Origin of the sequence: Gordonia sp. (in: high G+C Gram-positive bacteria) (assembly GCF_047606305.1) — a bacterium.
Lineage (GTDB): Bacteria > Actinomycetota > Actinomycetes > Mycobacteriales > Mycobacteriaceae > Gordonia.
In genome coordinates, this window is the sequence record NZ_JASGER010000122.1 from 1 (window position 1) to 22,416 (window position 22,416).

The 22,416-nt window shown below is 68.3% G+C and carries 20 protein-coding genes and 2 pseudogenes; 9 read left to right on the plus strand and 13 right to left on the minus strand.

What is annotated here, in order from left to right; genetic code table 11:
• From QM634_RS15540 to dnaA, 7 genes and pseudogenes are all read right to left on the minus strand, one after another.
• Positions 1-679 (minus strand): annotated as a pseudogene (locus QM634_RS15540) (hypothetical protein); the annotation flags it as partial.
• 16 nt (positions 680-695) lie between these two features.
• Positions 696-3,188 (minus strand): DNA gyrase subunit A, encoded by a 2,493-nt coding sequence (gene gyrA, locus QM634_RS15545; protein WP_415043679.1) that lies wholly within the window; start codon positions 3,186-3,188, stop codon positions 696-698.
• An 80-nt stretch (positions 3,189-3,268) separates the two neighbouring features.
• Positions 3,269-5,311 (minus strand): DNA topoisomerase (ATP-hydrolyzing) subunit B, encoded by a 2,043-nt coding sequence (gene gyrB / locus QM634_RS15550; RefSeq protein ID WP_415043680.1) that lies wholly within the window; start codon positions 5,309-5,311, stop codon positions 3,269-3,271.
• Between the two features lie 238 nt (positions 5,312-5,549).
• Positions 5,550-6,101 carry a DciA family protein gene (locus QM634_RS15555; protein WP_415043681.1) on the minus strand — a complete coding sequence of 184 codons (552 nt, stop codon included), beginning with the start codon at positions 6,099-6,101 and terminating at the stop codon, positions 5,550-5,552.
• The gene (recF, locus tag QM634_RS15560) at positions 6,085-7,299 is read right to left on the minus strand and encodes a DNA replication/repair protein RecF (RefSeq protein WP_415043682.1); all 1,215 of its coding nucleotides are present in this window, start codon (positions 7,297-7,299) and stop codon (positions 6,085-6,087) included. The genes QM634_RS15555 and recF overlap by 17 nt, the downstream gene beginning before the upstream one ends.
• A 3-nt stretch (positions 7,300-7,302) precedes the next feature.
• Positions 7,303-8,472: a DNA polymerase III subunit beta gene (gene dnaN / locus QM634_RS15565; RefSeq protein ID WP_415043683.1), complete on the minus strand. Its 1,170-nt coding sequence runs from the start codon at positions 8,470-8,472 to the stop codon at positions 7,303-7,305.
• A gap of 407 nt (positions 8,473-8,879) precedes the next feature.
• Complete coding sequence (gene dnaA, locus QM634_RS15570) at positions 8,880-10,337, minus strand: chromosomal replication initiator protein DnaA (protein ID WP_415043684.1); 1,458 nt, start codon at positions 10,335-10,337, stop codon at positions 8,880-8,882.
• A 281-nt stretch (positions 10,338-10,618) separates the two neighbouring features.
• Between dnaA and rpmH the strand changes: the two genes are divergently transcribed.
• From rpmH to QM634_RS15615, 9 genes are all read left to right on the plus strand, one after another.
• Complete coding sequence (gene rpmH / locus QM634_RS15575) at positions 10,619-10,762, plus strand: 50S ribosomal protein L34 (RefSeq protein WP_007323803.1); 144 nt, start codon at positions 10,619-10,621, stop codon at positions 10,760-10,762.
• Positions 10,763-10,807: 45 nt separating this feature from the next.
• A complete protein-coding gene (gene rnpA / locus QM634_RS15580; protein WP_415043685.1) occupies positions 10,808-11,167 on the plus strand; it encodes a ribonuclease P protein component in 360 nt (119 codons plus the stop codon).
• Entirely contained in the window at positions 11,164-11,415 is a 252-nt protein-coding gene (gene yidD / locus QM634_RS15585) for a membrane protein insertion efficiency factor YidD (protein ID WP_415043686.1), read from the plus strand. The genes rnpA and yidD overlap by 4 nt, the downstream gene beginning before the upstream one ends.
• Entirely contained in the window at positions 11,409-12,539 is a 1,131-nt protein-coding gene (yidC, locus tag QM634_RS15590) for a membrane protein insertase YidC (RefSeq protein ID WP_415043687.1), read from the plus strand. The genes yidD and yidC overlap by 7 nt, the downstream gene beginning before the upstream one ends.
• Before the next feature lie 45 nt (positions 12,540-12,584).
• Positions 12,585-13,187 carry a protein jag gene (locus QM634_RS15595; protein ID WP_415043688.1) on the plus strand — a complete coding sequence of 201 codons (603 nt, stop codon included), beginning with the start codon at positions 12,585-12,587 and terminating at the stop codon, positions 13,185-13,187.
• A 162-nt stretch (positions 13,188-13,349) separates the two neighbouring features.
• On the plus strand, positions 13,350-14,036 hold the full coding sequence (rsmG, locus tag QM634_RS15600; protein WP_415043689.1) for a 16S rRNA (guanine(527)-N(7))-methyltransferase RsmG: 687 nt from the start codon (positions 13,350-13,352) through the stop codon (positions 14,034-14,036).
• Between the two features lie 90 nt (positions 14,037-14,126).
• Positions 14,127-15,071, plus strand: a complete 945-nt coding sequence (locus QM634_RS15605) for a ParA family protein (RefSeq protein ID WP_415043690.1) — start codon at positions 14,127-14,129, stop codon at positions 15,069-15,071.
• A gap of 15 nt (positions 15,072-15,086) precedes the next feature.
• On the plus strand, positions 15,087-16,118 hold the full coding sequence (locus tag QM634_RS15610) for a ParB/RepB/Spo0J family partition protein (RefSeq protein WP_415043691.1): 1,032 nt from the start codon (positions 15,087-15,089) through the stop codon (positions 16,116-16,118).
• Between the two features lie 131 nt (positions 16,119-16,249).
• Positions 16,250-16,927 (plus strand): hypothetical protein, encoded by a 678-nt coding sequence (locus QM634_RS15615; RefSeq protein WP_415043692.1) that lies wholly within the window; start codon positions 16,250-16,252, stop codon positions 16,925-16,927.
• Positions 16,928-16,941: 14 nt separating this feature from the next.
• Here the strand turns inward: QM634_RS15615 and QM634_RS15620 are convergent, their stop codons facing one another.
• The 6 genes and pseudogenes from QM634_RS15620 to QM634_RS15645 form a co-directional block, all read right to left on the minus strand.
• The gene (locus QM634_RS15620; RefSeq protein ID WP_415043693.1) at positions 16,942-18,120 is read right to left on the minus strand and encodes an N-acetylmuramoyl-L-alanine amidase; all 1,179 of its coding nucleotides are present in this window, start codon (positions 18,118-18,120) and stop codon (positions 16,942-16,944) included.
• A gap of 87 nt (positions 18,121-18,207) precedes the next feature.
• A complete protein-coding gene (gene trxA / locus QM634_RS15625) occupies positions 18,208-18,537 on the minus strand; it encodes a thioredoxin (RefSeq protein WP_415043694.1) in 330 nt (109 codons plus the stop codon).
• Between the two features lie 29 nt (positions 18,538-18,566).
• Positions 18,567-19,544, minus strand: a complete 978-nt coding sequence (gene trxB, locus QM634_RS15630; RefSeq protein ID WP_415043695.1) for a thioredoxin-disulfide reductase — start codon at positions 19,542-19,544, stop codon at positions 18,567-18,569.
• 99 nt (positions 19,545-19,643) lie between these two features.
• Positions 19,644-20,345, minus strand: a complete 702-nt coding sequence (locus QM634_RS15635) for a hypothetical protein (protein WP_415043696.1) — start codon at positions 20,343-20,345, stop codon at positions 19,644-19,646.
• 168 nt (positions 20,346-20,513) lie between these two features.
• A complete protein-coding gene (gene sigM / locus QM634_RS15640; RefSeq protein WP_415043697.1) occupies positions 20,514-21,074 on the minus strand; it encodes an RNA polymerase sigma factor SigM in 561 nt (186 codons plus the stop codon).
• 196 nt (positions 21,075-21,270) lie between these two features.
• A pseudogene (locus QM634_RS15645) lies at positions 21,271-22,416 on the minus strand (virulence factor MviN); the annotation flags it as partial.

Consider the following 22,416-nt stretch of genomic DNA (forward strand, 5'->3'; position numbering starts at 1 on the left):
CCGACGCGCGCAACGCGCGGGCACCCGTGCCGGAGGCGCCGACATGCGTCGGGGCGGACCGCTGCCCGAGCTTGCCGCCGCCGTGGGCGGTGACCGCCGGGGCGGCGTGGATCTCGTCGAGGTCCGGCAGGTCGCGGGCGCGGACCGCCGAGCGGCCGATGTCGCGGGTCGGCGATTCGACGAACCGCTCCTTGCCGCCCGCGGCCGGCTTGTCCGCCGGCTCGTCGAGCTTGGGTGCGGCGGTACCGGTGATCAACGGCTTCTTGCGCTTGGCCGGTTCGGCGGCCTTCGCGGGAGCCTGCTTCTTGGCCGGAGCCGCCTTCGCCGGAGCCGCCTTGGCGGGAGCGGCCTTCGCGACCGGCTGCTCGGCCGGCTTGCCGGTGTCCGGGGCGAGCTCGTCACCGCGCTGCCACGGCGGCTTCACACCCGGCTTGTCCTCCGCGGCGGGCTTCTCGTCGGACCCCTTCACCGCACCGGCGATCTTGTCCTTCGCCGCCTTCGCGACGTCGGCGACCTTGCCCTCGGCCGCCTTGGCCGCGTCGGCGACCTTCTCCTCCGCGGCCTTGGCCACGTCGGCGGCCTTGCCCGCGGCGGCGAGCGCCTCGGCCTTCGCCTTGTCCCCGGCCGACTGCTCAGCCGCCGCCTCGCCGGACTTCTGGTCGCGATCTTCAGTGCTCACGTGTGGGGTTTCCTATCTAGTCCGTCGAGTCCTCGTCGGGCTCATCGGCGTTTCGGGCGATCGCCAACAGCGTAGTGCCTTCATCGAGGTTCATCAGACGAACTCCCTTCGTCTGGCGCCCGGCGCGTCGGACCTGCTTGGACAGCGTCCGGATGACACCGCCGGTCGAGGTGATCGCGTAGAGCTCACTGTCGTCGTTGACGCGCAGCGCACCGATGAGTTCGCCGCGCTTGCGGTCGTGCTGGATGGTCAGCACGCCCTTGCCGCCGCGACCCTGCACCGGGTACTCGGCCATGCGGGTCCGCTTGGCGTAGCCGCCCGACGTCGCACACAGCAGGTAGTCCTCCTCGTCGACGACGACCATCGACAGCAGCGTGTCGCCCTCGTTGAACCGCATGCCCTGCACGCCGGAGGTCTGTCGGCCCATCGGCCGCAGCGCCTCGTCGGTGGCGCTGAAGCGGATCGACTGGCCGTGCGCCGAGACCAACAGCAGGTCGTCCTCGGAGCTGCACAGACGGGCCGCGACCAGCTCGTCCTCGCCGCGCAGGTTGATCGCGGCGATGCCGCCGGACCGGTTGGAGTCGAAGTCCTCGAGCTTGGACTTCTTCACCAGACCGCCCCGCGTCGCCAGGACCAGGTACGGGGCGTCCTGGTAGGACTTGATCTGGATGACCTGCGCGATCCGCTCCTCCGGCTGGAAGGCCAGCAGGTTCGCGACGTGCTGGCCGCGCGCGGTGCGCGCCGCCTCGGGTAGCTCGTAGGCCTTCGCCCGGTACACGCGACCCTTCGTCGTGAAGAACAGGATCCAGTCGTGGGTCGAGCAGACGAAGAAGTGCGCGACGATGTCGTCCTGCTTGAGGCCGGCGCCCTGCACGCCCTTCCCGCCGCGGCGCTGGCTGCGGTACAGGTCGGTCTTGGTGCGCTTGGCGTAGCCGGTCTCGGTGATGGTGACGACGACGTCCTCGCGGGCGATGAGGTCCTCGTCGGCCACGTCGCCCTCGGCGGCGATGATCTTCGTGCGGCGCTCGTCGCCGTACTTGTCGACGATCTCCTGCAGCTCGTCGCGCACGATGGCGCGCTGGCGCTCGGGCTTGTCCAGGATGTCCTTGAGGTCGGCGATGATCCGCTCGATCTCGGCGAGCTCGTCGATGATCTTCTGCCGCTCGAGCGCCGACAGGCGGCGCAGCTGCATCGCGAGGATGGCGTCGGCCTGGATCTCGTCGATGTCGAGCAGGTCCATCAGCCCGTTGCGCGCCTCCTCGGTGTTGGCCGACGCGCGGATCAGCGCGATGACCTCGTCGAGCGCGTCGAGCGCCTTGACCAGGCCGCGCAGGATGTGGGCGCGCTCCTCGGCCTTGCGCAACCGGTAGCGGGTGCGGCGCACGATCACGTCGATCTGGTGGGCGACGTAGAGCCGGATCATCTGGTCCAGGCGCAGGGTGCGCGGCACCCCGTCGACGATGGACAGCATGTTGGCGCCGAAGCTGGTCTGCAGCTGGCTGTGCTTGTAGAGGTTGTTCAGCACGACCTTCGCGACACCGTCGCGGCGCAGCGTCACGACGATGCGCATGCCGACGCGGTCCGAGGACTGGTCCTCGATGCGGCTGATGCCCTTGAGCTTGCCCTCGTTGACCTGCTCGGCGATCGACTGGATGAGGTTGTCGGGGTTGACCTGGTACGGCAGCTCGGTGATCACCAGGGTGGTGACGCCCTTGCTGTTCTCCTCGATGTCCACGACGCCGCGCATGCGGATGGAGCCGCGGCCGGTCGTGTACGCGTCGCGGATGCCCTGGCCGCCGACGATGAGGCCGGCGGTGGGGAAGTCCGGTCCCTTCACCGCGTCCATGCAGGCGGCGAGCATGGTCTCGTCGTCGGCATCGGGGTTCGCCAGCGCCCAGAAGACCGCGTCGGCGACCTCGTTCAGGTTGTGCGGCGGGATGTTCGTCGCCATGCCGACCGCGATGCCGCCCGAGCCGTTGATCAGCAGGTTCGGGATGCGCGCCGGCAGCACCGTCGGCTCTTCGGTCTTGCCGTCGTAGTTGGGGACGAAGTCGACGGTCTCCTCGTCGATGTCGCGCAGCATCTCCATGGCCAGCGGCGTCAGCCGGGCCTCGGTGTAGCGCATGGCGGCCGGGCCGTCGTTGCCGCGGGAGCCGAAGTTGCCCTGGCCGTCGATCAGCGGGTAGCGCATCGACCACGGCTGGGCGAGGCGGACGAGGGCGTCGTAGATCGCGGTGTCGCCGTGCGGGTGGTAGTTGCCCATCGTCTCGGCGACCGGCTTGGCCGACTTCACATACGGGCGGTCGGGCCGGTAGCCGGCGTCGTTGGTCGCGTACAGCAGGCGGCGGTGCACCGGCTTGAGGCCATCGCGGACCTCCGGCAGCGCACGACCGACGATCACGCTCATCGCGTAGTCGATGTAGCTGTTCTGCATCTCCTGCTGGATGTCGACAGGAAGGATGCGGTCGTGGCCGTCTCCGTCGGTGGGCGGCAACGTGGTGTCGGTCATCGGTTCCTCTTCACTACCGGCGACGACCCGTAGGCGTCACCAAAGTTGTTGTGGGACAAGAAGGTTCGCGTCATGTCGGCCTAGACATCGAGGAACCGCACGTCCTTGGCGTTGCGGGCGATGAAGCCGCGACGCGCGGCCACGTCCTCGCCCATCAGGATCGAGAACAGCTCGTCGGCCGCGGCGGCGTCGTCGAGCGTCACCTGCTTGAGGACGCGGATCGACGGATCCATCGTCGTCTCCCACAGCTCGCTGGCGTTCATCTCGCCGAGGCCCTTGTAGCGCTGGATGCCGTCGTCGGTGTTGATCTTCTTGCCCGCCGAACGGCCCTCTTCGAGCAGCCGGTCGCGGTCACGGTCGGTGTACGCGTACTCCGGCTCGGCGCCCTTCTGCCACTTGAGCTTGTACAGCGGCGGCTGCGCCAGGTACACGTGGCCCTGCTCGATGAGCGGTCGCATGAACCGGAACAGCAGCGTCAACAGCAGCGTCGCGATGTGCTGGCCGTCGACGTCGGCGTCGGCCATCAGCACGATCTTGTGGTACCGCAGCTTGGCGATGTCGAACTCGTCGTGGATGCCGGTGCCGAAGGCGGTGATGATCGACTGGACCTCGGCGTTCTTCAGGACGCGGTCGATGCGGGCCTTCTCGACGTTGATGATCTTGCCGCGGATGGGCAGGATCGCCTGGTACATCGAGTCGCGGCCGGACTTGGCACTGCCGCCGGCCGAGTCGCCCTCGACGATGTAGACCTCGCACTTGGTCGGGTCGTTGCTGCGGCAGTCGGCGAGCTTGCCGGGCAGGCCGCCGATGTCTGTCGCGGTCTTGCGCCGCACCAGCTCGCGCGCCTTGCGGGCGGCGATGCGGGCCTGCGCGGAGTCGACGGCCTTGCGGACGATGGTCTTCGCCTCGGCCGGGTTTGCCTCGAACCAGTGGGCCAGGTGCTCGTTGCAGGTCTTCTGCACAAAGCTCTTGACCTCGGTGTTTCCCAGTTTCGTCTTCGTCTGGCCCTCGAACTGGGGGTCGGCGACCTTCACCGAGATGACCGCCGCGAGACCCTCGCGGATGTCGTCGCCGGTGAGCTTGCCGTCCTTCTCCTTGATGAGCTTCTTGTCGGTCGCGTACTTGTTGACCGTCGACGTCAACGCCGCGCGGAAGCCCTCTTCGTGGGTGCCGCCCTCGTGGGTGTTGATGGTGTTGGCGAAGGTGTGGACCGACTCGGCGTAGCCGCTGTTCCACTGCATGGCGATCTCGACCTCGTGGCCCTCGCCCTTGCCGGAGAAGCCGATGACCGACGAGTGGATCGGCGTCTTGGTGCGGTTCAGGTGCTTGATGTAGTCGACCAGGCCGTCGGGGTAGTGGTAGGTGCGGGTGCGCACCTTGGCGACCTGCTCCTTCTTCTCCTCCTCGGACTTGATCGACTCGGCCTGCTCGGTGCCGTCGCCGTCCATGTCGGCCTCGGCGATGGCCTCGTCCTCGGAGATCCGGTTGTCGGTGAGCGTGATGGTCAGGCCCTTGTTGAGGAAGGCCATCTCCTGCAGGCGCCGCGCGATGGTCTCCGCGCTGAAGGTCGTGGTCTCGAAGATGCCGTCATCAGGCCAGAAGCGGACCGTCGTACCGGTCTTGGACGACTTGTCGCCCTTGTTGAGCTTGCCCGGCTCGGCCCGCTTGTACTCCTGGGTCCAGTGGTAGCCGTCGCGCTGGATCTCCAGCTCGACGCGGGTGGACAGCGCGTTGACCACCGAGATGCCGACGCCGTGCAGACCGCCCGACACCGCGTAAGCGTCGGAGTCGAACTTTCCGCCGGCGTGCAGCTGGGTCATGATGACCTCGACGGCAGGGACGCCGGTCGCGTGCATGGAGACCGGCATGCCGCGGCCGTCGTCGACGACCTCGACGCCGCCGTCGGCGGTCAGCGTGACGTCGACGCGGGTGGCGTATCCGGCCATGGCCTCGTCGACCGAGTTGTCGACGACCTCCCAGATGAGGTGGTGCAGGCCGCGCTCACCGGTCGATCCGATGTACATGCCCGGCCGCTTGCGGACCGCCTCGAGACCTTCGAGGATGCTGATCGAATCAGCACCGTATTCGTCGGCGTTCTTCTTCGGCTTCTTCTTCTCCGCCACGCGCTTGCACCGCTCCCTCTACAGGTCGTCGCCTGAAATTCCGTCTCGTGGGCGTCTCAGCCCGCGCCAGCCCCGGTTCGGGCACTGTGACCATCGTACTGGGTCAGCCACACTAGAACGGGGATGGCAGGCCGCCAGATGGCCCGCAGATCGATTTTTTCGACATTCTTGTGGCCCGATTGTGGAAATTTCCGAAACTGCGGCGTTCCGCGGTTGTCGCGGCCTAGCCTCCGCGGCGCTACCCGTAGGTGTCGCGCGGCCCCCGGCCGGGCACGTGCCGCGGGCCCTTGCGCCACGACGGTGCCTGCGGTCCGGTGATCCTCAGCTGCGTCACGACGCCGTCGCCGACGGCCGCGGCGATCTTCGCGATGATCTGGCCCTGGACGTACCGCAACTGTGTCGCCCAGGCGGTGGACTCGGCGGAGACGTACAGGATCGTGTCGTCCAGCCGCGTCGGCTTGGCATGGGCGGCCAGGTCCTGCCCGACGATCGAGTCCCACGTGTTGATGACGGTCGCGGCACCGACCTTCGGCTGCCACCCGGGCGCCTGGGACAGGCGGCCGACGAGTGAACCGAGTGACTGGGGATCGCGATGATCGGGTCCCGAGCCCGACCAACGGCGGCGGGACTTGTTGCGGGGAGTTTCGTCAAGTGACGGTTTGCCGAGGGGTGACCGCCGCTTCGGCGATTTGGCCCGCGCATCCTGGAGGGCCTTCTTCGCGAGCTCGTATCCGCTGAGCCCGTCGTCAGCCGCCGCATCCCCGACCGCTGGATTATTCGCCTCGTCCATCGCCGTCCATTTTATCGTCGGCACTGACAAGCGACCGCCGGACCACGGACTCCCCGACGGGTTCCTCGCGCATCTCGACCGAGAGTCGACGACCGGAGATCCCCGACGGCAGGTCTTCCGGCACGGCCGCGGTGATGAGTAGCTGCTCGGCGTCGGTGGTGAACGCCGCCAGGTGTTCGCGACGACGGGCGTCGAGTTCGGCGAAGACGTCGTCGAGCATGATGACCGGCTCCACGCCGTCGGCACGGGCCAGCTCGACGGTCGCGAGCCGAAGGGCGAGCGCGAGAGACCAGGATTCCCCGTGACTCGCGTATCCCTTCGCCGGCTGGTCGCCGAGTCGGATCTCGAGGTCGTCGCGATGGGGACCGACAAGGCAGACGCCCCGATCGATCTCTTTGCTACGGGCCTGCGCGAGCGCGTCGAGCAGAATCTGTTCGATCTCCTCGACCGGACGCGGGTCGCCGCCCGAGTCGACCACCTCCCCTCCGACGGCGCTGCGGTAGCCGATGGCGGCGGGTCGTGAGTGCGGCGCGATTGATGCGTAAGCCGTCGCGAAGTGGGGGGCCGCGGCGTTGACGACGGTGATGCGGTGCGCGGTCACCTGTGCGCCGAGCGCGGCGAGTTGGGAGTCCCAGACGTCGAGTGTCGAGATCACCGACTCGGCATCGGCACCTCCGCGGCGCATCGCCGATCCCGCGGTCTTGAGGAGGGCGGCGCGTTGTCGCAGGACGCGGTCGTAGTCCGCTTTGGCGGCGACGGCGGCAGGACCGATTCCGACGACGAGCTCGTCGACGAATCGGCGTCGGTCGGCAGGTTCGCCGCGGATGAGCAACAGATCCTCCGGGGCGAACATCACCGAGCGGAGCACCCCGACGATCTCGCGGTGCCGTCGGACCGGGTTGGAGTTCAGCGCGACCTTGTTGGCACCGCTGGGCATGACGGTGATCTCCACCGCCAACTCGCGGCCCTCGTTGTGGACGGTCGCCCCGATCCTGGCACTGTCGGCACCCGCGCCGACGAGCGCGGCATCGGCACTCACCCGATGCGAGCGCAGATTCGTCAGATAGTAGAGCGCCTCGAGGACGTTGGTCTTACCGAAGCCGTTGCGGCCCACCAAGATCGTCGGCTCGGCCTTCAGCTCGAGGTCGAGTTCCGGCCACGACCGGAAGTCCCGCAACGACAGCTGGCGGACGAACACCGATCAACCGGGCAGGCGGACCGGCATCAGCAGGTAGCTGAACACCGAGTCGGGCGCGAGGAAGGCCCCGCTGTCGTCGGCGACGGGCTCGTCTCCGGTGGACGGTCGCAGGACCGCCGGGCGGCTCGGCGTCGTGAATCCGAAGTCGACGGTCGGCACGCCGATCGCGTTCAACCCGTCCTGGAGGTAACCCGGGTTGAAGGCGATGGTGAGGGGTTCGCCCTGGAACAGGACCGGCAGTTCTTCCTCGGCCTTGCCGGCCTCATCGCCGCCGGCGGTGAGGAGAACGGTGCCCGGCGAGAACTCCATCCGGACCTGGGCCCCACGATCGGCGACGAGGGCAACGCGCTTGATCGCATCGAGTAGCGGAGCGCTCTCGATCGTGGCGACAGCAGTGTGACTGGCCGGCAGCAGCTGGCGGAACTTCGGGAACTCGGCGTCGAGCAACCGGGTGGTCGTCTGCTTGCCGCCACCCAGGATGCCGAAGATGCCGTCCTCACCGATGGCGGTGCCGGAGCCGAATGCCAGGGTGATGTCGGTTTCGGCTTCGCCGCCGGCGGTCTTCGCGGCGTCGGCGAGGGTCTTGGCGGGAACGAGGACGGCACCGCTGGCCGAGGCGTCCTGCGGCTGCCATTCGAGTTCACGGACGGCGAGGCGGAACCGGTCGGTGGCCGCGAGGACGACGGTCTTGCCGTCGATCTCGATGCGCACGCCGGTGAGCATGGGCAGGGTGTCGTCGCGGCCGGCTGCCACGGCGACCTGGGAGATGGCCTCGGCGAAGATCGAGGACGGGATGGTGCCGGTGGTCGCGGGGATGGTCGGCATCTCCGGGTAGTCCTCGACGGGCATGGTCGGGAGGGAGAATTTCGCGCTGCCACAGCTGATCGCGACGCGGGCACCGTCGAGTCCGACGTCGACCGGCTTCGCCGGCAGTGCCTTGGTGATGTCGGCCAGGAGTCGACCGGAGACCAGGACGCGACCCGGCTCGGCGACCTCGGCGGCGATCGACTCCTGGGCCGAGACCTCGTAGTCGAAGCCGGAGACGGTCAATCCGTCATCGCCGGCCGTGAGGACCACGCAACCCAGGACGGGCACCGGAGGGCGGGGCGGGAGGCTGCGGGCGACCCACGCCACCGACTCCGCGAACTCGTCACGCGAAACACGAAACTTCATGGTGGTCACTGTAAAGCGTCGGCGACCGTGATGGCGGCTCGGGTCACAAAAGATCTCCCCGATGAGAGCGGCGGCGAGGGCCGGTGACGCGGCTTGTGCACATGCCGACTTTTAGAAGAGAACTCTTTAAAGGGATTAGAAGTATTAGTAGGCACGGTGGAAACTGTGGGTAACCGCCAAAAGGCCTGGTAGAGCCTCAAATCCTGTTGTGGATGAACTGTGGGTAAGTGTGCGGGCTACTCGAGCGGCTGTGGAGGGCCCACAAGTTGTTCATCTGTTGTCCAGCGGCTGTACACACCTGACGTCCACTTTTCCAAAGGACATCCACAGGGTTGAAGGTCGTGAGATTCGCTCGACGGCGCAGACGTGGACGCGGCGGCGAACCCTCCGGAGACGGTTGAGGGTTGTCAGCTGGCGGGCCCGCGGCGGATGCGGGCGGTGAGTTCCTGGACGTGGTCGTAGACGTCGCGGCGCTCGGCGAGCTGTTCCTTCACCTTGCGCTCGGCGTGCATGACGGTCGAGTGGTCGCGGTTGAAGGCCTCGCCGATGCGCGGGAGCGACAGCTCGGTGAGCTCGCGGCAGAGGTACATCGCGATCTGCCGCGGGGTGACGACCTCCCGGACCTTGGACCGGCCGGTGAGTTGGTCGATGGTGATGTCGAAGTATTCGGCGGTGATCGCGATGATCCGGGGCGCGCTGACCTCTTGGGCGCCGGACTCGGGCAGGAGGTTGCGCAACACGACCTCGGCCAGCGACCGGTTCAACTCGGCGTTGGTGAGCGATGCGAAGGCGGTGACGCGGATGAGCGCGCCCTCGAGTTCACGGATGTTGCGCTCGATGTGCGAGGCGATCAGGACCAGGACGTCGTCGGGGACGTCGAGCTTGTCCATCTGCGCCTTCTTGCGGAGGATCGCGACGCGCGTCTCCAGATCCGGCGGCTGGACGTCGGTGATGAGTCCGCCCTCGAACCGGGTGCGCAGCCGGTCCTCCAACGTCGCGAGCTGATGTGGCGGGCGGTCGGAGGAGATGATGATCTGCTTGTCCGCGTTGTGCAGGGTGTTGAACGTGTGGAAGAACTCTTCCTGCGTTCCCTCACGACCCATCAAGAACTGGATGTCGTCGACGAGGAGGATGTCGACCTCGTCGCGGTAACGCCGTTGGAATTGCACCCGGCGGTCATCGCGCAGCGAGTTGATGAAGTCGTTGGTGAATTCCTCGGTGGAGACGTACTTGACGCGCAACTCCGGGAAGAGGCGCAGGGCGTAATGGCCGGCGGCGTGCAACAGGTGGGTCTTGCCGAGCCCGGACTCCCCCCAGATGAAGAGCGGGTTGTAGGCGCGCGCCGGCGCTTCGGCGACCGCCACGGCCGAGGCGTGGGCGAAGCGGTTGGAGGCGCCGATGACGAAGGTGTCGAAGGTGTAGCGCGGGTTCAACTTGCCCGAGGAGTTGGCGGCCGATTCGGAGCCGGGGCTGAAGGACTTCGCCCAATCACCGTCGTTGTTGCCGGAGTCGTCGAGCCGTCGGGAGATCCAGCCGTCGTCCTCGCCGTCCTCGTCCTCCGGCTCCTCGTCGACATCGTCGGTGCCGACGAGGGGTTGCACCCGCACGCCGAGGTCGACTGACGCGCCGAGTTGTCGGGAGAGGGCGTTGCAGATGACGTCGCGCAGATCCCGCTCGATGTGTTCCTGGGCAGCGCGGTTGGGAACGGACAGGAGGGCGAATCCCTCGGTCAGGGTGAGCGGCTGGACCAATGAGATCCACGCCTTCTGCTGCCGGGTGAGCGGCGGATCAACTCGGGAATCGTCGTTGAGTTCGTCGACGATGGTCATCCACACATCGGGAAAACCGTCTCCCGTGTCCGTCATCGCTCCCCCTGGCTGGCCGTCTCAAGGTTTCCAAGCATCGCACGGGTGCGGCGGCCGCGCCAAGTTTTCCACAGAGTTATACACAAGTGTGCACAAAAGCCGAGGTCGGCGGTTTGATTGTGCTGCCCGAAGTCAGTACCCTCGACAGGTCATATCCGTTGCACGGATTTACGGTCGGGCCGCTGAGCGGTAAGACTATCCGAGATGTCTCGGCACCGTGCGGGGAACCAGACTTGAACCGGCCTGCGGAAGTGGGCACCGACTTTGAAGGAGTCACTCCGATGGCCAAGGGCAAGCGGACTTTCCAGCCGAACAACCGTCGTCGCGCTCGCAAGCACGGCTTCCGTCTGCGCATGCGCACGCGCGCCGGCCGTTCCATCATCAGCGGCCGTCGTTCCAAGGGCCGCGCGAAGCTGAGCGCCTGAGTCTCGTTCGACCACGCACCGGAGTGATCTGGTGCTCGCTCGGCGATGATCTCCCCGCACCGGATCCATCGGCGATCCGATTTTCAACGCACCCTGAAGCAGGGCGTGCGGATCCGCACGCGTGACCTCGACGTGCACCGCCTGACCGTGTCCTGTGAGCACCCCCATCCGTCGCGCGTCGACGTCGCCCTGTCCGGTGGTCCGTGGCTCGGGATGGTCGTGAGCAAGAAGGTCGGGAACTCCGTCGTCCGTCATCGGGTGGCGCGGCGGATCCGGGCGGCCTTCCGCTCGACGGTCCTGCCCGCCGACGCCGGCCAGTCCTACTTCGTCGTGCGCGCGCGGCCTTCCGCCGCCGACCGCTCGTCCGACGAGCTCGCGCAGCAACTGACCCGGGCGGTGCCATGAGCCGGATGCTGATCGCGGTGATCCGCTTCTACCAAGTGTGGATCTCCCCTACCCGGCTGCCGACGTGCCGCTTCGAACCGACCTGCAGCAGGTACGCCGTCGAGGCGCTGACCGAGCACGGCTTCCTGTACGGGAGTTGGCTGTCGGCGGTGCGACTGCTCAAGTGCGGCCCGTGGCACAAGCCCGGCTACGACCCCGTCCCGCCCCGCCGGGACTCCATTGAAGAGGGAATGAAAACGACGTGCTGAACTTCATCTATTACCCGATCTCCGGGATCATGTGGCTGTGGCACTGGGTGTTCAGCCACCTGACGCCGAACAACCCGAGCGGGCACGGCATCGCCTGGGCGCTCTCGGTGGTGGCCCTGGTCTTCACCCTCCGCGCCATCTTGTACAAGCCCTTCGTCAAGCAGATCCAGACGACGAAGAAGATGCAAGAGATCCAGCCGCAGATGCAAGCCATCCGCAAGAAGTACGGCAAGGATCAGGTCAAGATGGCCGAGGAAATGCAGAAGCTGCAGCGCGAGCACGGCTTCAATCCCCTGCTCGGCTGCCTCCCGATGTTCATGCAGATCCCGGTGTTCATCGGTCTGTTCCACGTGCTGCGGTCCTTCAACCGCACCGAGGGCATCCCCTTCGGCGGTCGGGTCAAGACCATGGACGTCGCGACCAACGCTGCCCACGGCAACTACTTCTTCAGCCCGGAACAGGTGCAGGACTTCCTGCAGGCCCGCCTCTTCGGTGTCCCGCTGGGCGCCTTCATCACGATGAAGCCCGACACTGCCCAGTGGCATGCGTTCCTGGACTCCCCCGTGGTCGGCTCCGGTACCCCGTTCACGAAGACCGCCATCCTCGCCCTGATCATCCCGATCATGTTGGTGGCCTCGCTGATGACCTACCTGAACGCCCGCGCCTCGGTGAAGCGACAGACCGCCGCCGCGCTGGAGAGCCAGCAGACGCGGATCATGAACATGCTCTCGCAGTACGTGTTCCCGTTGGGCATCCTCGTCTCCGGCCCGTTCTTCCCCGTCGCGATCCTGCTCTACTGGGTCAGTAACAACGTCTGGACCTACGGTCAGCAACACCTCGTCTTCGGCCGCATCGAGCGCGAAGAAGAAGAGGCGAAGCAGGCGAAGGAAGAGAAGAACAAGGCGAACGCCCCCAAGCCGGGTGCCCGTCCGGACCGGACCAAGCGCACCGATGCCGAGGCGAAGGCCGATGGCGAGGCCGACGTCGAGGACGCCACGGACTCCGCATCGACGCCCACCAAGGCGAGTGGCGCCAAGAAGGCCGGCGGGCAACCGGCGGCCCGGGGCAAGGCCGCGGGATCGAAGAAGAACCGCCAGGCCGCCCGCAAGAAGAAGAACCGCTGAGCGCGGTCCCCCAGCCCTATTTGCACGAGACGACAGGAGAACGTCATGACTGCCGATGCGCAGGTTCCCGAAGAAGACATCGCCCCGGAGATCGCCGAGGACAGCGCCGCCGAAGAGGTTGCCGAGACCGCTGACGCCGATGCGGTGGAGGCCGACGCCGATGGCGGTGACGACCTCGACGAGGAAGACCAGTTGGTCGAGGAGGGCGAGATCGCCGGTGACTACCTCGAGCAGCTGCTCGACGTCCTGGACTTCGACGGCGACATCGACCTCGACGTGGACGGCGACCGCGCGGTCGTGAGCATCGACGGCGGCAAGGACTTGTCCAAGCTCGTGGGGCGACGCGGCGAGGTTCTCGACGCGCTGCAGGAGCTGACCCGCCTGGCCGTCCAGCAGTCGACCGGTGACCGCAGCCGGCTCATGCTAGACATCGCGCGTTGGCGCGCCGACCGCCGCGAGCGCCTGGCGAGCCTGGGCACCGAGGTGGCCGAGCGCGTGCGCGATTCGGGCGAGCGGGAGTCCCTGGATCCGATGACCCCGTTCGAGCGGAAGATCGTGCACGACGCCGTCGCCGCGGTCGACGGGGTGGTCAGCGAGAGCGAGGGCGCCGAGCCCAAGCGCCGCGTCGTGGTGATCAAGACGCCGTGAGAAAACCGCGTCGCGTAAGCTAAGGCGCGACGACGTTCATACGAGAAGGTCCCGGCTCACGCCGGGGCCTTTCTCGGTTCCTGGGGACGAAATCACATCGATGTAAGTATCGATGTTTCACGTGAAACATCGATCCCCGAATGCCGATGTTTCACGTGAAACATGGGCGCGGGCCAACCGGAGAGGAAGAGCGTGTCGGTACCTGAGGCGGCCTCCCTGGTCTTCGGAGACCGGCTGTCGCTGGCCGTGGGCTACCACGACTGGCTCGCCGACGCCGCCGTCACCCGCGGCCTCATCGGACCCCGGGAGACCGACCGTCTGTGGGATCGCCACATCCTCAACTGCGCCGTCGTCGGCGAGCTGTTCGAGGCGGGCGAGCGCGTCGTCGACATCGGCAGTGGCGCCGGCCTTCCCGGTATCCCCGTGGCGATCGCCCGTCCGGATCTGCGGGTGGTGTTGGTGGAGCCACTGCTCCGGCGCACCACCTTCCTGTCGGAGGTCGTCGACGATCTTGGGCTGGTCAACGTCACGGTCGTCCGCGGTCGGGCCGAGGAGAAGGAAGTCGTCGAGGAATACGGCGGCGCCGACGCGGTGACCTCCCGAGCGGTCGCCCCCCTCGACCGATTGGTCCGATGGTCGGCGCCGTTGATCCGAGTGGACGGACGGCTCGTGGCGATGAAGGGGTCGCGTGCGCAGGCGGAGATCGACGAGCACGGCGCCGCGTGTGCCAAGGCGGGGGTCGCCGACCTTGCCGTCCGGACCGCCGGAGACGCGGTGTTGACCGAGCCGACGACGGTGGTGACGGGTCGCAAGACAGCATCGCGCGGCAAGCGCAAGGGCGGCCGGTAGACGGTCGGGGAGCCCGCGACCACCGGTGTTGTCTGTGTCAGACACAGCCCGCAGAATATGTAGTGAAGAACGATCGAAGGATGGACGACAGTGCCGAGTAATCAACCGAATGTTTCACGTGAAACGTCGGGCCCGCGGGGGCCCGAGGCATTCGTCGACACCCCGATCGCGGCCGCCGCTGCGCGGGCGAGCGAGATCCTGACCCCGGGCGGCACGCCTCCCCTCCCCCGCCCGGCAGAGCCGCGCATCCTGACCGTCGCGAACCAGAAGGGCGGCGTCGGCAAGACGACAACGGCCGTGAACCTGGCCGCCGCGCTCGCCATCCACGGACTCCGGGTCCTCGTCGTCGACCTCGACCCGCAGGGCAACGCGAGCACCGCGCTGGGCATCGACCACCGCCAGCCGGGCCTGTCGTCGGTCTACGAACTCCTCCTCGGGCAGGCCGACCTCGCGTCGGCGATCAAGCAGAGCCCGGCCCACGCGGGGCTCTACTGTGTTCCGGCGACGCTGGATCTGGCCGGTGCGGAGATCGAGCTCGTGTCCCTCGTGGCCCGCGAGAACCGCTTGCGCAACGCGCTCGGTCGCGAGGCACTCGCCCAGTTCGGCTTCGACTACGTCTTCATCGACTGCCCGCCGTCGCTCGGCCTGCTGACGGTCAATGCGATGGTGGCCGCTCGCGAGGTCCTCATCCCGATCCAGTGCGAGTACTACGCGCTCGAGGGTGTGGGTCAGCTGCTGCGCAACATCGAGCTCGTGCAGGCCCATCTCAACCCCGAACTCCACGTCTCGACCGTGCTCCTCACGATGTACGACGGACGGACCAAGCTGGCCGACCAGGTCGCCGAGGAGGTGCGCCGGCACTTCGGTTCGAAAGTCCTCAAGACGATCGTGCCGCGCAGCGTGAAGGTCTCCGAGGCCCCCGGCTTCGGCATGACGATCATCGACTACGACCCCGGTTCGCGGGGCGCCATGAGCTACGTGGACGCGGCACGGGAGCTGGCCATGCAGGCCGCCCCGGCCGGCGGCGCGCGGTAACGGAGGAACACGACCATGAGCAAAGAGAACCCGCGCAAGGGCGGCCTGGGCCGCGGCCTGGCGGCACTGATCCCCACCGGCCCGGCCGAGGGCGAGACGTCGTCGGCCGGCTCGATGGGCACCCAGAAGATGGGCGACGCGGCGGCCGACGTCGTGCTGGGCACCGGGACGCCGTCGTCGGCGACCGGGGTGCTCGACTCCCCCGCCCCGATCTCCGGGGACGTCGGCGCGGTCTACCGCGAGCTGCGGCCTACGCAGATCCAGCCCAACCCGCAGCAGCCGCGCACCGTCTTCGACGAGGAGGCGCTGGGCGAACTGGTCCACTCGATCCGCGAGTTCGGCCTCATGCAGCCGATCGTCGTGCGCCGCCTGCCGTCGCCGCAGGGCGAGGTCGAGTACCAACTGGTGATGGGCGAGCGTCGTTGGCGCGCGAGCCAGGAGGCGGGGCTGGAGGTCATTCCGGCCATCGTCCGCGAGACGCCCGACGGCGACATGCTCCGCGACGCCCTCCTGGAGAACATCCACCGGGCGCAGTTGAACCCATTGGAAGAGGCGGCGGCCTACCAACAGCTGCTCGACGAGTTCAACGTGACGCAGGAGGAGCTGGCCGCCCGCATCGGCCGGTCCCGCCCGCTCATCACGAACATGATCCGACTGCTGAAGCTGCCGATTGCGGTCCAGCGTCGCGTGGCGGCCGGTGTCCTGTCCGCGGGCCATGCTCGCGCCCTCCTCTCCCTGGAGGCCGGTAGCGACGCACAGGAGGCACTCGCGGCGCGCATCGTCGCCGAGGGCCTGTCGGTCCGCGCGACCGAGGAGGCGGTGACGCTGGCCAATCGGGGAGACGGACCGGATCCGTCGACGCCGGCGGCCAAGCGCAAGCAGATGGTCATGCCCGGACTGCAGGACGTCGCCGAGCAGCTCTCCGATCGCCTCGACACCCGCGTCATGGTGAGCCTGGGCAAGCGCAAGGGCAAGATCGTCATCGAATTCGGCTCCGTCGACGACCTCGAACGTATTGTCGAGGAAATCAAGGCCCCGAAGCGCTGATTTCCCGCACCCAGGGACACCAGCCCGAAACGTCACTGTGACGGATAGCCCGGAAAGGACGACAGTTGAGCTCAATAACCTTGTGGCACAACAACTTTCGTCTCTTTTCCGGTGAGAACGGGTGACCGAGGGTGGGAATCCGGCTCCGCGCGTTGGACACCGACAATTTTGAGTGGTTGCCGGCCCATGTGCGCTCGTGCGTCTTCTGGGAAGTCGATCCGAGCGCCGAGGTCCGCCTCAGCGAGTTCGACAAAGAGGCGTGGACGTCGGGTCTGCTCCTCGAGTGGGGCACCTGCGCGCAGCTGGCCGAGTCCGGTCCCAACGTGATGCCCGCGGGCACGGCGTCGCACCGCATGCCGCGCACCGTCGTCGGCACCGCCTTCTACGCGCCGCCGCTGCGCGTGCCCCGCGCCGCCCACTTCCCCACCTCGCCGGTGAGCGCCGACGCCGTCCTGCTCACCTCGTTGCGCGCCGACGCCGGATTCGAGGAGGCGCGCGCCATGCTGCTGGACGCCGTCGTCGCCGATCTGGTACAGCGCGGCGTCCGGGCCGTGGAGGCCTTCGGCTTGCGCGGTGAGGCGCCGGGCGAGATCTGCGCCGACTGCATGATCGACGCGCAGTTCCTCGAGGACTCCGGATTCGAGGTCGTGGCTCCGCATCACCGGTTCCCGCGGTACCGGCTGGTGCTCGACGAGGGGTTGGGCTGGAAGTCCGCCGTCGAGGGTGCGCTGGAGCGACTCGTGGTGGAGGCGGCGCTGCAGATCACCGCCGAGCCGGGGACGGCGGAGATGGCGCCCGCCCGCGGCTAGCGGTCCGGTCGGATCTAGGAGATGGCGCGCTCGGCCGCGATGAGGTCGGCGAAGGTGTAGGTGCCGGTGGGCCGGTCGTTCTCGCCCAACAGATAGACGCGCTTGACGGCGACGAGGATCGCTTCGGCGACGGTGTCGCGGTGGGCCGGGTCGTCGAGCCAGGAGGCGTCGGTCGGATTGGTGATGTACCCGATCTCGATGAGGGCGGTCGGCATGCGCGTCTCGCGCAGGATCGGCCAGGTGCGCGGATGGGTCCGGCAGTCGTAAAGCCCTGTGCGAGCGACGATTTCGCGCTGGATGAAGCTCGCGAGGTTGCGCCCGATCGTCGAGTACGAACCGTGGTTGTTGCCGAAGTAGAAGCTCGCCACCCCGCTGGCCGTGGCGGTCGGGTGGTGCGCGCAGCGCAGCGCGATGACCAGATCGGCGTCGACGGCGTTGGCGGTGCGGGCGCGCTCGGAGTCGTCCGGCGCGGAGCTCTCGCTGTGCGAGACGAAGGTGTCCATCCCGGCGGCGCCCATGCGGCCCTCGAGCCGTTGCGCGAGGTCGGCGAGGACACGCTCCTCGAGATCGGCGACGTCGCCGGTGGACAGCGGGTGGTTCCCGCCGCTGCCGGCGTCGATCAGGACGCGCTTGCCCGAGAGCTGCGGGCCCGACCGGCGGACGCGCTCCTCCTCGCGGATGGCGTGCGGCGAGCCGCCGGTGATCCGGTTGCCGAGGCGCTCGAGGGAGCGCAGGGTGGCCGGGCCGCAGATCCCGTCGGAGGAGAGGCCGTATTCGGCCTGGTAGCGACCCAGCGCGGTGTGCGTGGCCTCGCCGAACACGCCGTCGACGAGGCTGGGGTAGTAGCCGAGGTTCTGCAGGCGCGACTGCAGGGCGGCCACGTCGTCGCCGGTCATCGGCGAGGACAGGCGGTACAGCAGCACGCGCGAACCCAGGTGATACGAGGACTCCAGCAGCGCGCGGTAGGTGGCCGGTCCGACGATGCCGTCGGCCAACAGGCCGCGGTGCTGCTGGAAGGCCCGAACCGCGTGATCGAGCGCGGGGTCGAAGACGGCTTCCGGCGACGCCCAGCCGCCTTCGGTGGCGAGCATGTCATCGGGGCCGGAGGTGTCCGGGAGGAGGTTCTGCGCGACCAGGATGGCGCGGATCTCGGCAACCGCCGAACCCTGATCACCAAGCCTGATGTTCGGCATGCCCGTACTCCTTGATCCCCGTTGCGGCGAGCCGCAAACCTGACGTCGATTGTGTCAGGAAGCTCTCCGGCAACACAAATAGGACGTTCAGCCCAGCACGGACTCCAGCTCGCGCAGCAGGGCGGCCTTGCCCTTGGCGCCGACGATCGTCTTGACGACCTCGCCGCCGGAGAAGAGCTTCATCGTGGGGATCGACATGATCTCGTAGTCGCGCGCGACGCCCGGGTTGGCGTCGACGTCGACCTTGGCCACGGTCAGCTTGTCGCCGTGGTCGCGGGCGATCTCCTCGAGCACCGGGGCGACCATCTTGCACGGGCCGCACCAGGTCGCCCAGAAGTCGACCAGGACGGGCTTGGCCGAGCCCAGCACGTCGCTGGCGAACGAGGCATCGGTGACATCGGTGGTGTGGGCACCCATTTTCGGCTCCTTAGGGGGACGGTGGGGGGTCAGGAAACGGCGGCCTGGGCGGCAGCCGGCTCTTCGGCACGGTCGGCGAGCCACCGTTCGGCGTCGATGGCGGCGCTACAGCCGCTTCCGGCGGCGGTGATGGCCTGGCGGTAGGTGTGGTCGACGAGGTCGCCGCAGGCGAAGACGCCGGCGACCGACGTGTAGGAGCTGCGGCCCTGCGTGCGCACGTAGCCCTCGTCGTCGAGGTCGACCTGGCCCTTGACGAGGGCGCTGCGCGGGTCGTGCCCGATGGCGACGAACATGCCGGTCACGTCCAGGTCGCGCTTCTCGCCGGTCCGGGTGTCGCGCAGGACCAGCCCGGTGACCGAGTCCTCGCCGCGGACGGCGTCGATCGCCGTGTTGGTGACGAATTCGATCTTCGGGTTGTTGCGGGCGCGGTCGAGCATGATCTTGGACGCGCGAAACTCCTCGCGACGATGGATCAGGTAGACCTTGCGGGCGAACTTGGTGAGGAAGGTCGCCTCTTCCATGGCCGAGTCGCCGCCGCCGATGACGGCGATGTCCTGGTCCTTGAAGAAGAAGCCGTCACAGGTCGCGCAGGCCGAGACGCCGCGGCCGAGGAGGCGCTGCTCGTCATCGAGGCCCAGGTAGCGGGCGGCCGCCCCCATGGCGAGGACGACGGCCTTGGCGCGGTGGACCTCGCCGCCGACCTCGACCTCCTTGACGTCACCGGTCAACCGGATCGCGTCGACGTCCTCCATGCGCAGGTCGGCGCCGAACCGCAGGGCCTGCTCGCGCATCTCGTCCATCAGGTCCGGCCCCTGGATGCCCTCGCGGAAACCGGGGAAGTTCTCCACCTCGGTGGTCGTCATCAGCGCGCCGCCGAACTGGGTGCCTTCGAAGACCAGGGGCGCGAGCTCGGCGCGGGCCGCGTAGATGGCGGCGGTATAGCCGGCCGGGCCGGAGCCGACGATGATCAGTTCGTGGACGGTGTCCGCGTCGGTGCTGGTGCTCACTGCGATTCCTCGGGTCTGCTTGCTAAGTCCAGTTGGCTACAACACCAGCGTAGGGCGCGATGTTCCCGCGGGACGGTCGGGGGCATCGGCGGGTCGCGGTCAGTCGCCGACGAGGGCGCGGGCCAGGGTGCCGGGTTTGCCGGCGTCGCAGTCGCGCGTGGTGACCAGTGCGTGGAACTTGCCGGGCTTGTCGGCGGGGGTGAGGATCACCTGCGCCGGGCGGCCCCGATAGTCGAGGTAGCCGGCACCGACGATCGCGGCGCCGCCGAGCCGGTTGGCGGTCAGGCAGCGGGCGAGCCGGTTGGCGTCCATCGGCTCGGTCTGCGGGGCGTGGGCGGCCGCGACCAGCGAGGCGGCGTCGCCGGTGGCGACCTGGTCGCCGGCATCGGGGGCGGCGGGCCCGCCGGGGGCCATGATTACGGCCATCGCGACCCCGCCGAGGAACACCCCGAAGACCGCCGCCGCCACCAGCCAGGCGGCGGAGAACTTGCGCCCCGGCGTCGGCGTGCGGACCGGTGCCGGGATGGGCTCGGTGGGGACGTCGGCCGTCTCCAGCCGGTGCAGGGTGGCCTCGCTCGTCGCGCGCACCTCCGGCGGGACGTCGACCTCCGGCGCGGGTCGGCCGGCGAGGGCGGCGACCGTCGCGTCCAGGGCGGCGAGGGTGTCGCGCGCGGCGGGATCCTCCGGCAGACGGGTGCGGACGTGCGCGGCCAACTCGTCGTCGAGCACACCCGCGTGCAGATCGGCGATCAGCTCGGGCGCGAAAGGCGGTTCCGGAAAAGTCCGGAACGCTTCGCTCACGTGTGACATCGGCCTGCTTTCTGGCGGTGGTGGGTCCCCGCGGGGACAGTACGTACTTTACGACGCACGGCGGGTCCGCGTGGTTCCGTTCGCACCGGTGGGGGGCTTAGATCCCCAGCGTATGGCCTTGATCGCGCTCTCGCGCGCGCACAAATCGGTCGGAATCGGTCAGACCGGTGCGCGCAGGCTCGCGAGCATCACCGACAGCCGCAGGCGGCCGCGCGCACAGCGGCTCTTGATCGTCCCGGTCGCCACGCCGAGAAGGGCGGCGGTCTCGGCGACGGTGTACCCCTCGACGTCGACGAGCAGGATCGCCCGGCGCTGTTCCTCGGGCAGCAGGCGCAGGGCGCGGTCGATGGACAGCGACAGGTCGACGTCGCGGGCGTGGTCCCCGGGGTCGGGCAGCTGGGCGTCGAGCTGGGGCACCAGTGTGAAGGAGCGGACGCGCGAGCGCCGCATCCGGTCCAGGCAGGCGTTCACGACGATCCGGTGCAGCCAGCTCGACACCTGTGAATCGGCGCGGAACTGGGCCGCCATCTCGTGCGCTTTGGCCCAGGCGTCTTGGAGCGCGTCCGGGACGTCCTGGGGGTCGTGCATCGTCCGATACGCGACGGCGGCGAGGCGGTCGTGATGCCTTCGGACCAGCACGGTGAAGGCGTGGCGATGGCCGTCGACGTGCGCCTGCAGGAGCTCGGCGTCACTCTGGTTCTCCAGTTCCCCCTGATTCATAGGCAAGACAATAGGCAGGCCTAACCAGCCGTCGGAGAAATTCCGTCCATATTCAAGAATCCTGGGGATAAGTCGAACAAGTGATTAACAATCCCAAAGGACAGCGGCTCGAGCGAACACCGAAAACCCTTGCTGTGCAGGAGTTTTGGCTCATCGCACAACAGACGGTGAATTACAGCGGTGGAAGGCCGGCGGCTCAGCTCTTCATCGTGACTTGCGCGACGGTCGCCTCGTACTGGCCGTAGTTCCGCTGCGACGGCGCGAGTCGGGTGATCCACAGCAGCATGAACGGCGCCGCCTTGGCGTCGCTGATCTTGATGGTGGTCGTGTCCTCGTCGACGGTGGCCTCGGCGACCTTCTTGGTCGCGGCGAAGGTGGTGACACCGGCCTGCGCGGTCCGCAGCTCGACCTTGTACCCGGGGTTGGGCGTCTTGATGGTCACCGAGCGCACGGTCCGCGTGCCGCCCAGGTTGAACATCAGACCCACGCCGGGCTTGAGGCCGCCGAAGTCGGCCGACTGCTGGTAGTGGTCGGTGGCCCACGACGGGGTCTTGCCGCTGATCACGTTCTGCACGTTGGTCGACGGGTCGGCCGGCTGGTCGGAGTAGTCGACGACGGAGACCGTCTGCAGCGGGATCGTCGCCCCGGGCTCGTCGGCGTGCGCGGCCGAGCTCGTGGTCAAGATGGCGTCGATGTCCGAGGTGGGCGCCGAGCCGCCGAAGAACTTGGCGAGCACGATGACCAGCGCGACGACGACGAGGAAGGCCGCGACGCCCAGGCCGATCAGCAGGGGCAGGTTGCGGCCGCCCGAGGACGTCGTCTCCTCGGGCACGGCCTGCTCGGCAGCAGCGGCACCCTCCGGGGCGATTGGCTTGCCGTCGGAATCGAGCGGGGCGATCGCGGTGGTCGGCAGGTCCACGACGGTCGCCTGGTCGAGCACGTGCTGGATGGTGGCCGCCGTGCGGATGCCCTGGTTGCCGGCGAGGGCGCGCGCCGCCACCGCGGAGATCTCGAAGGGCACCTGGGGCCGGGCGCGCTGCGGTTCGATCGGGCCCTTGCCCTCGTCGTCGGGCAGCGCCGGGCGCATCCCGCCGACGGGGTCGGCCGACTGCTTCTCGGTGTTGGTGGTCGAGGCGTCGGCGGACAGCGGCCAGCGGTCGAGCAGCAGTGCGTACAGCACGGCGCCCAGACCGCGCACGTCGCTGGACTTGTCGTCGCCGGCCAGGGTGCCGGGGAAGGCCAGGACCGCATCGCCGTTGGTGGAGACGCGGATGCGGTCGGGGCTGTCGATGGACAGCGCGCCACCGGTGCGATGGGCGGCCTCGGCGGCGGCGGCCAGCGC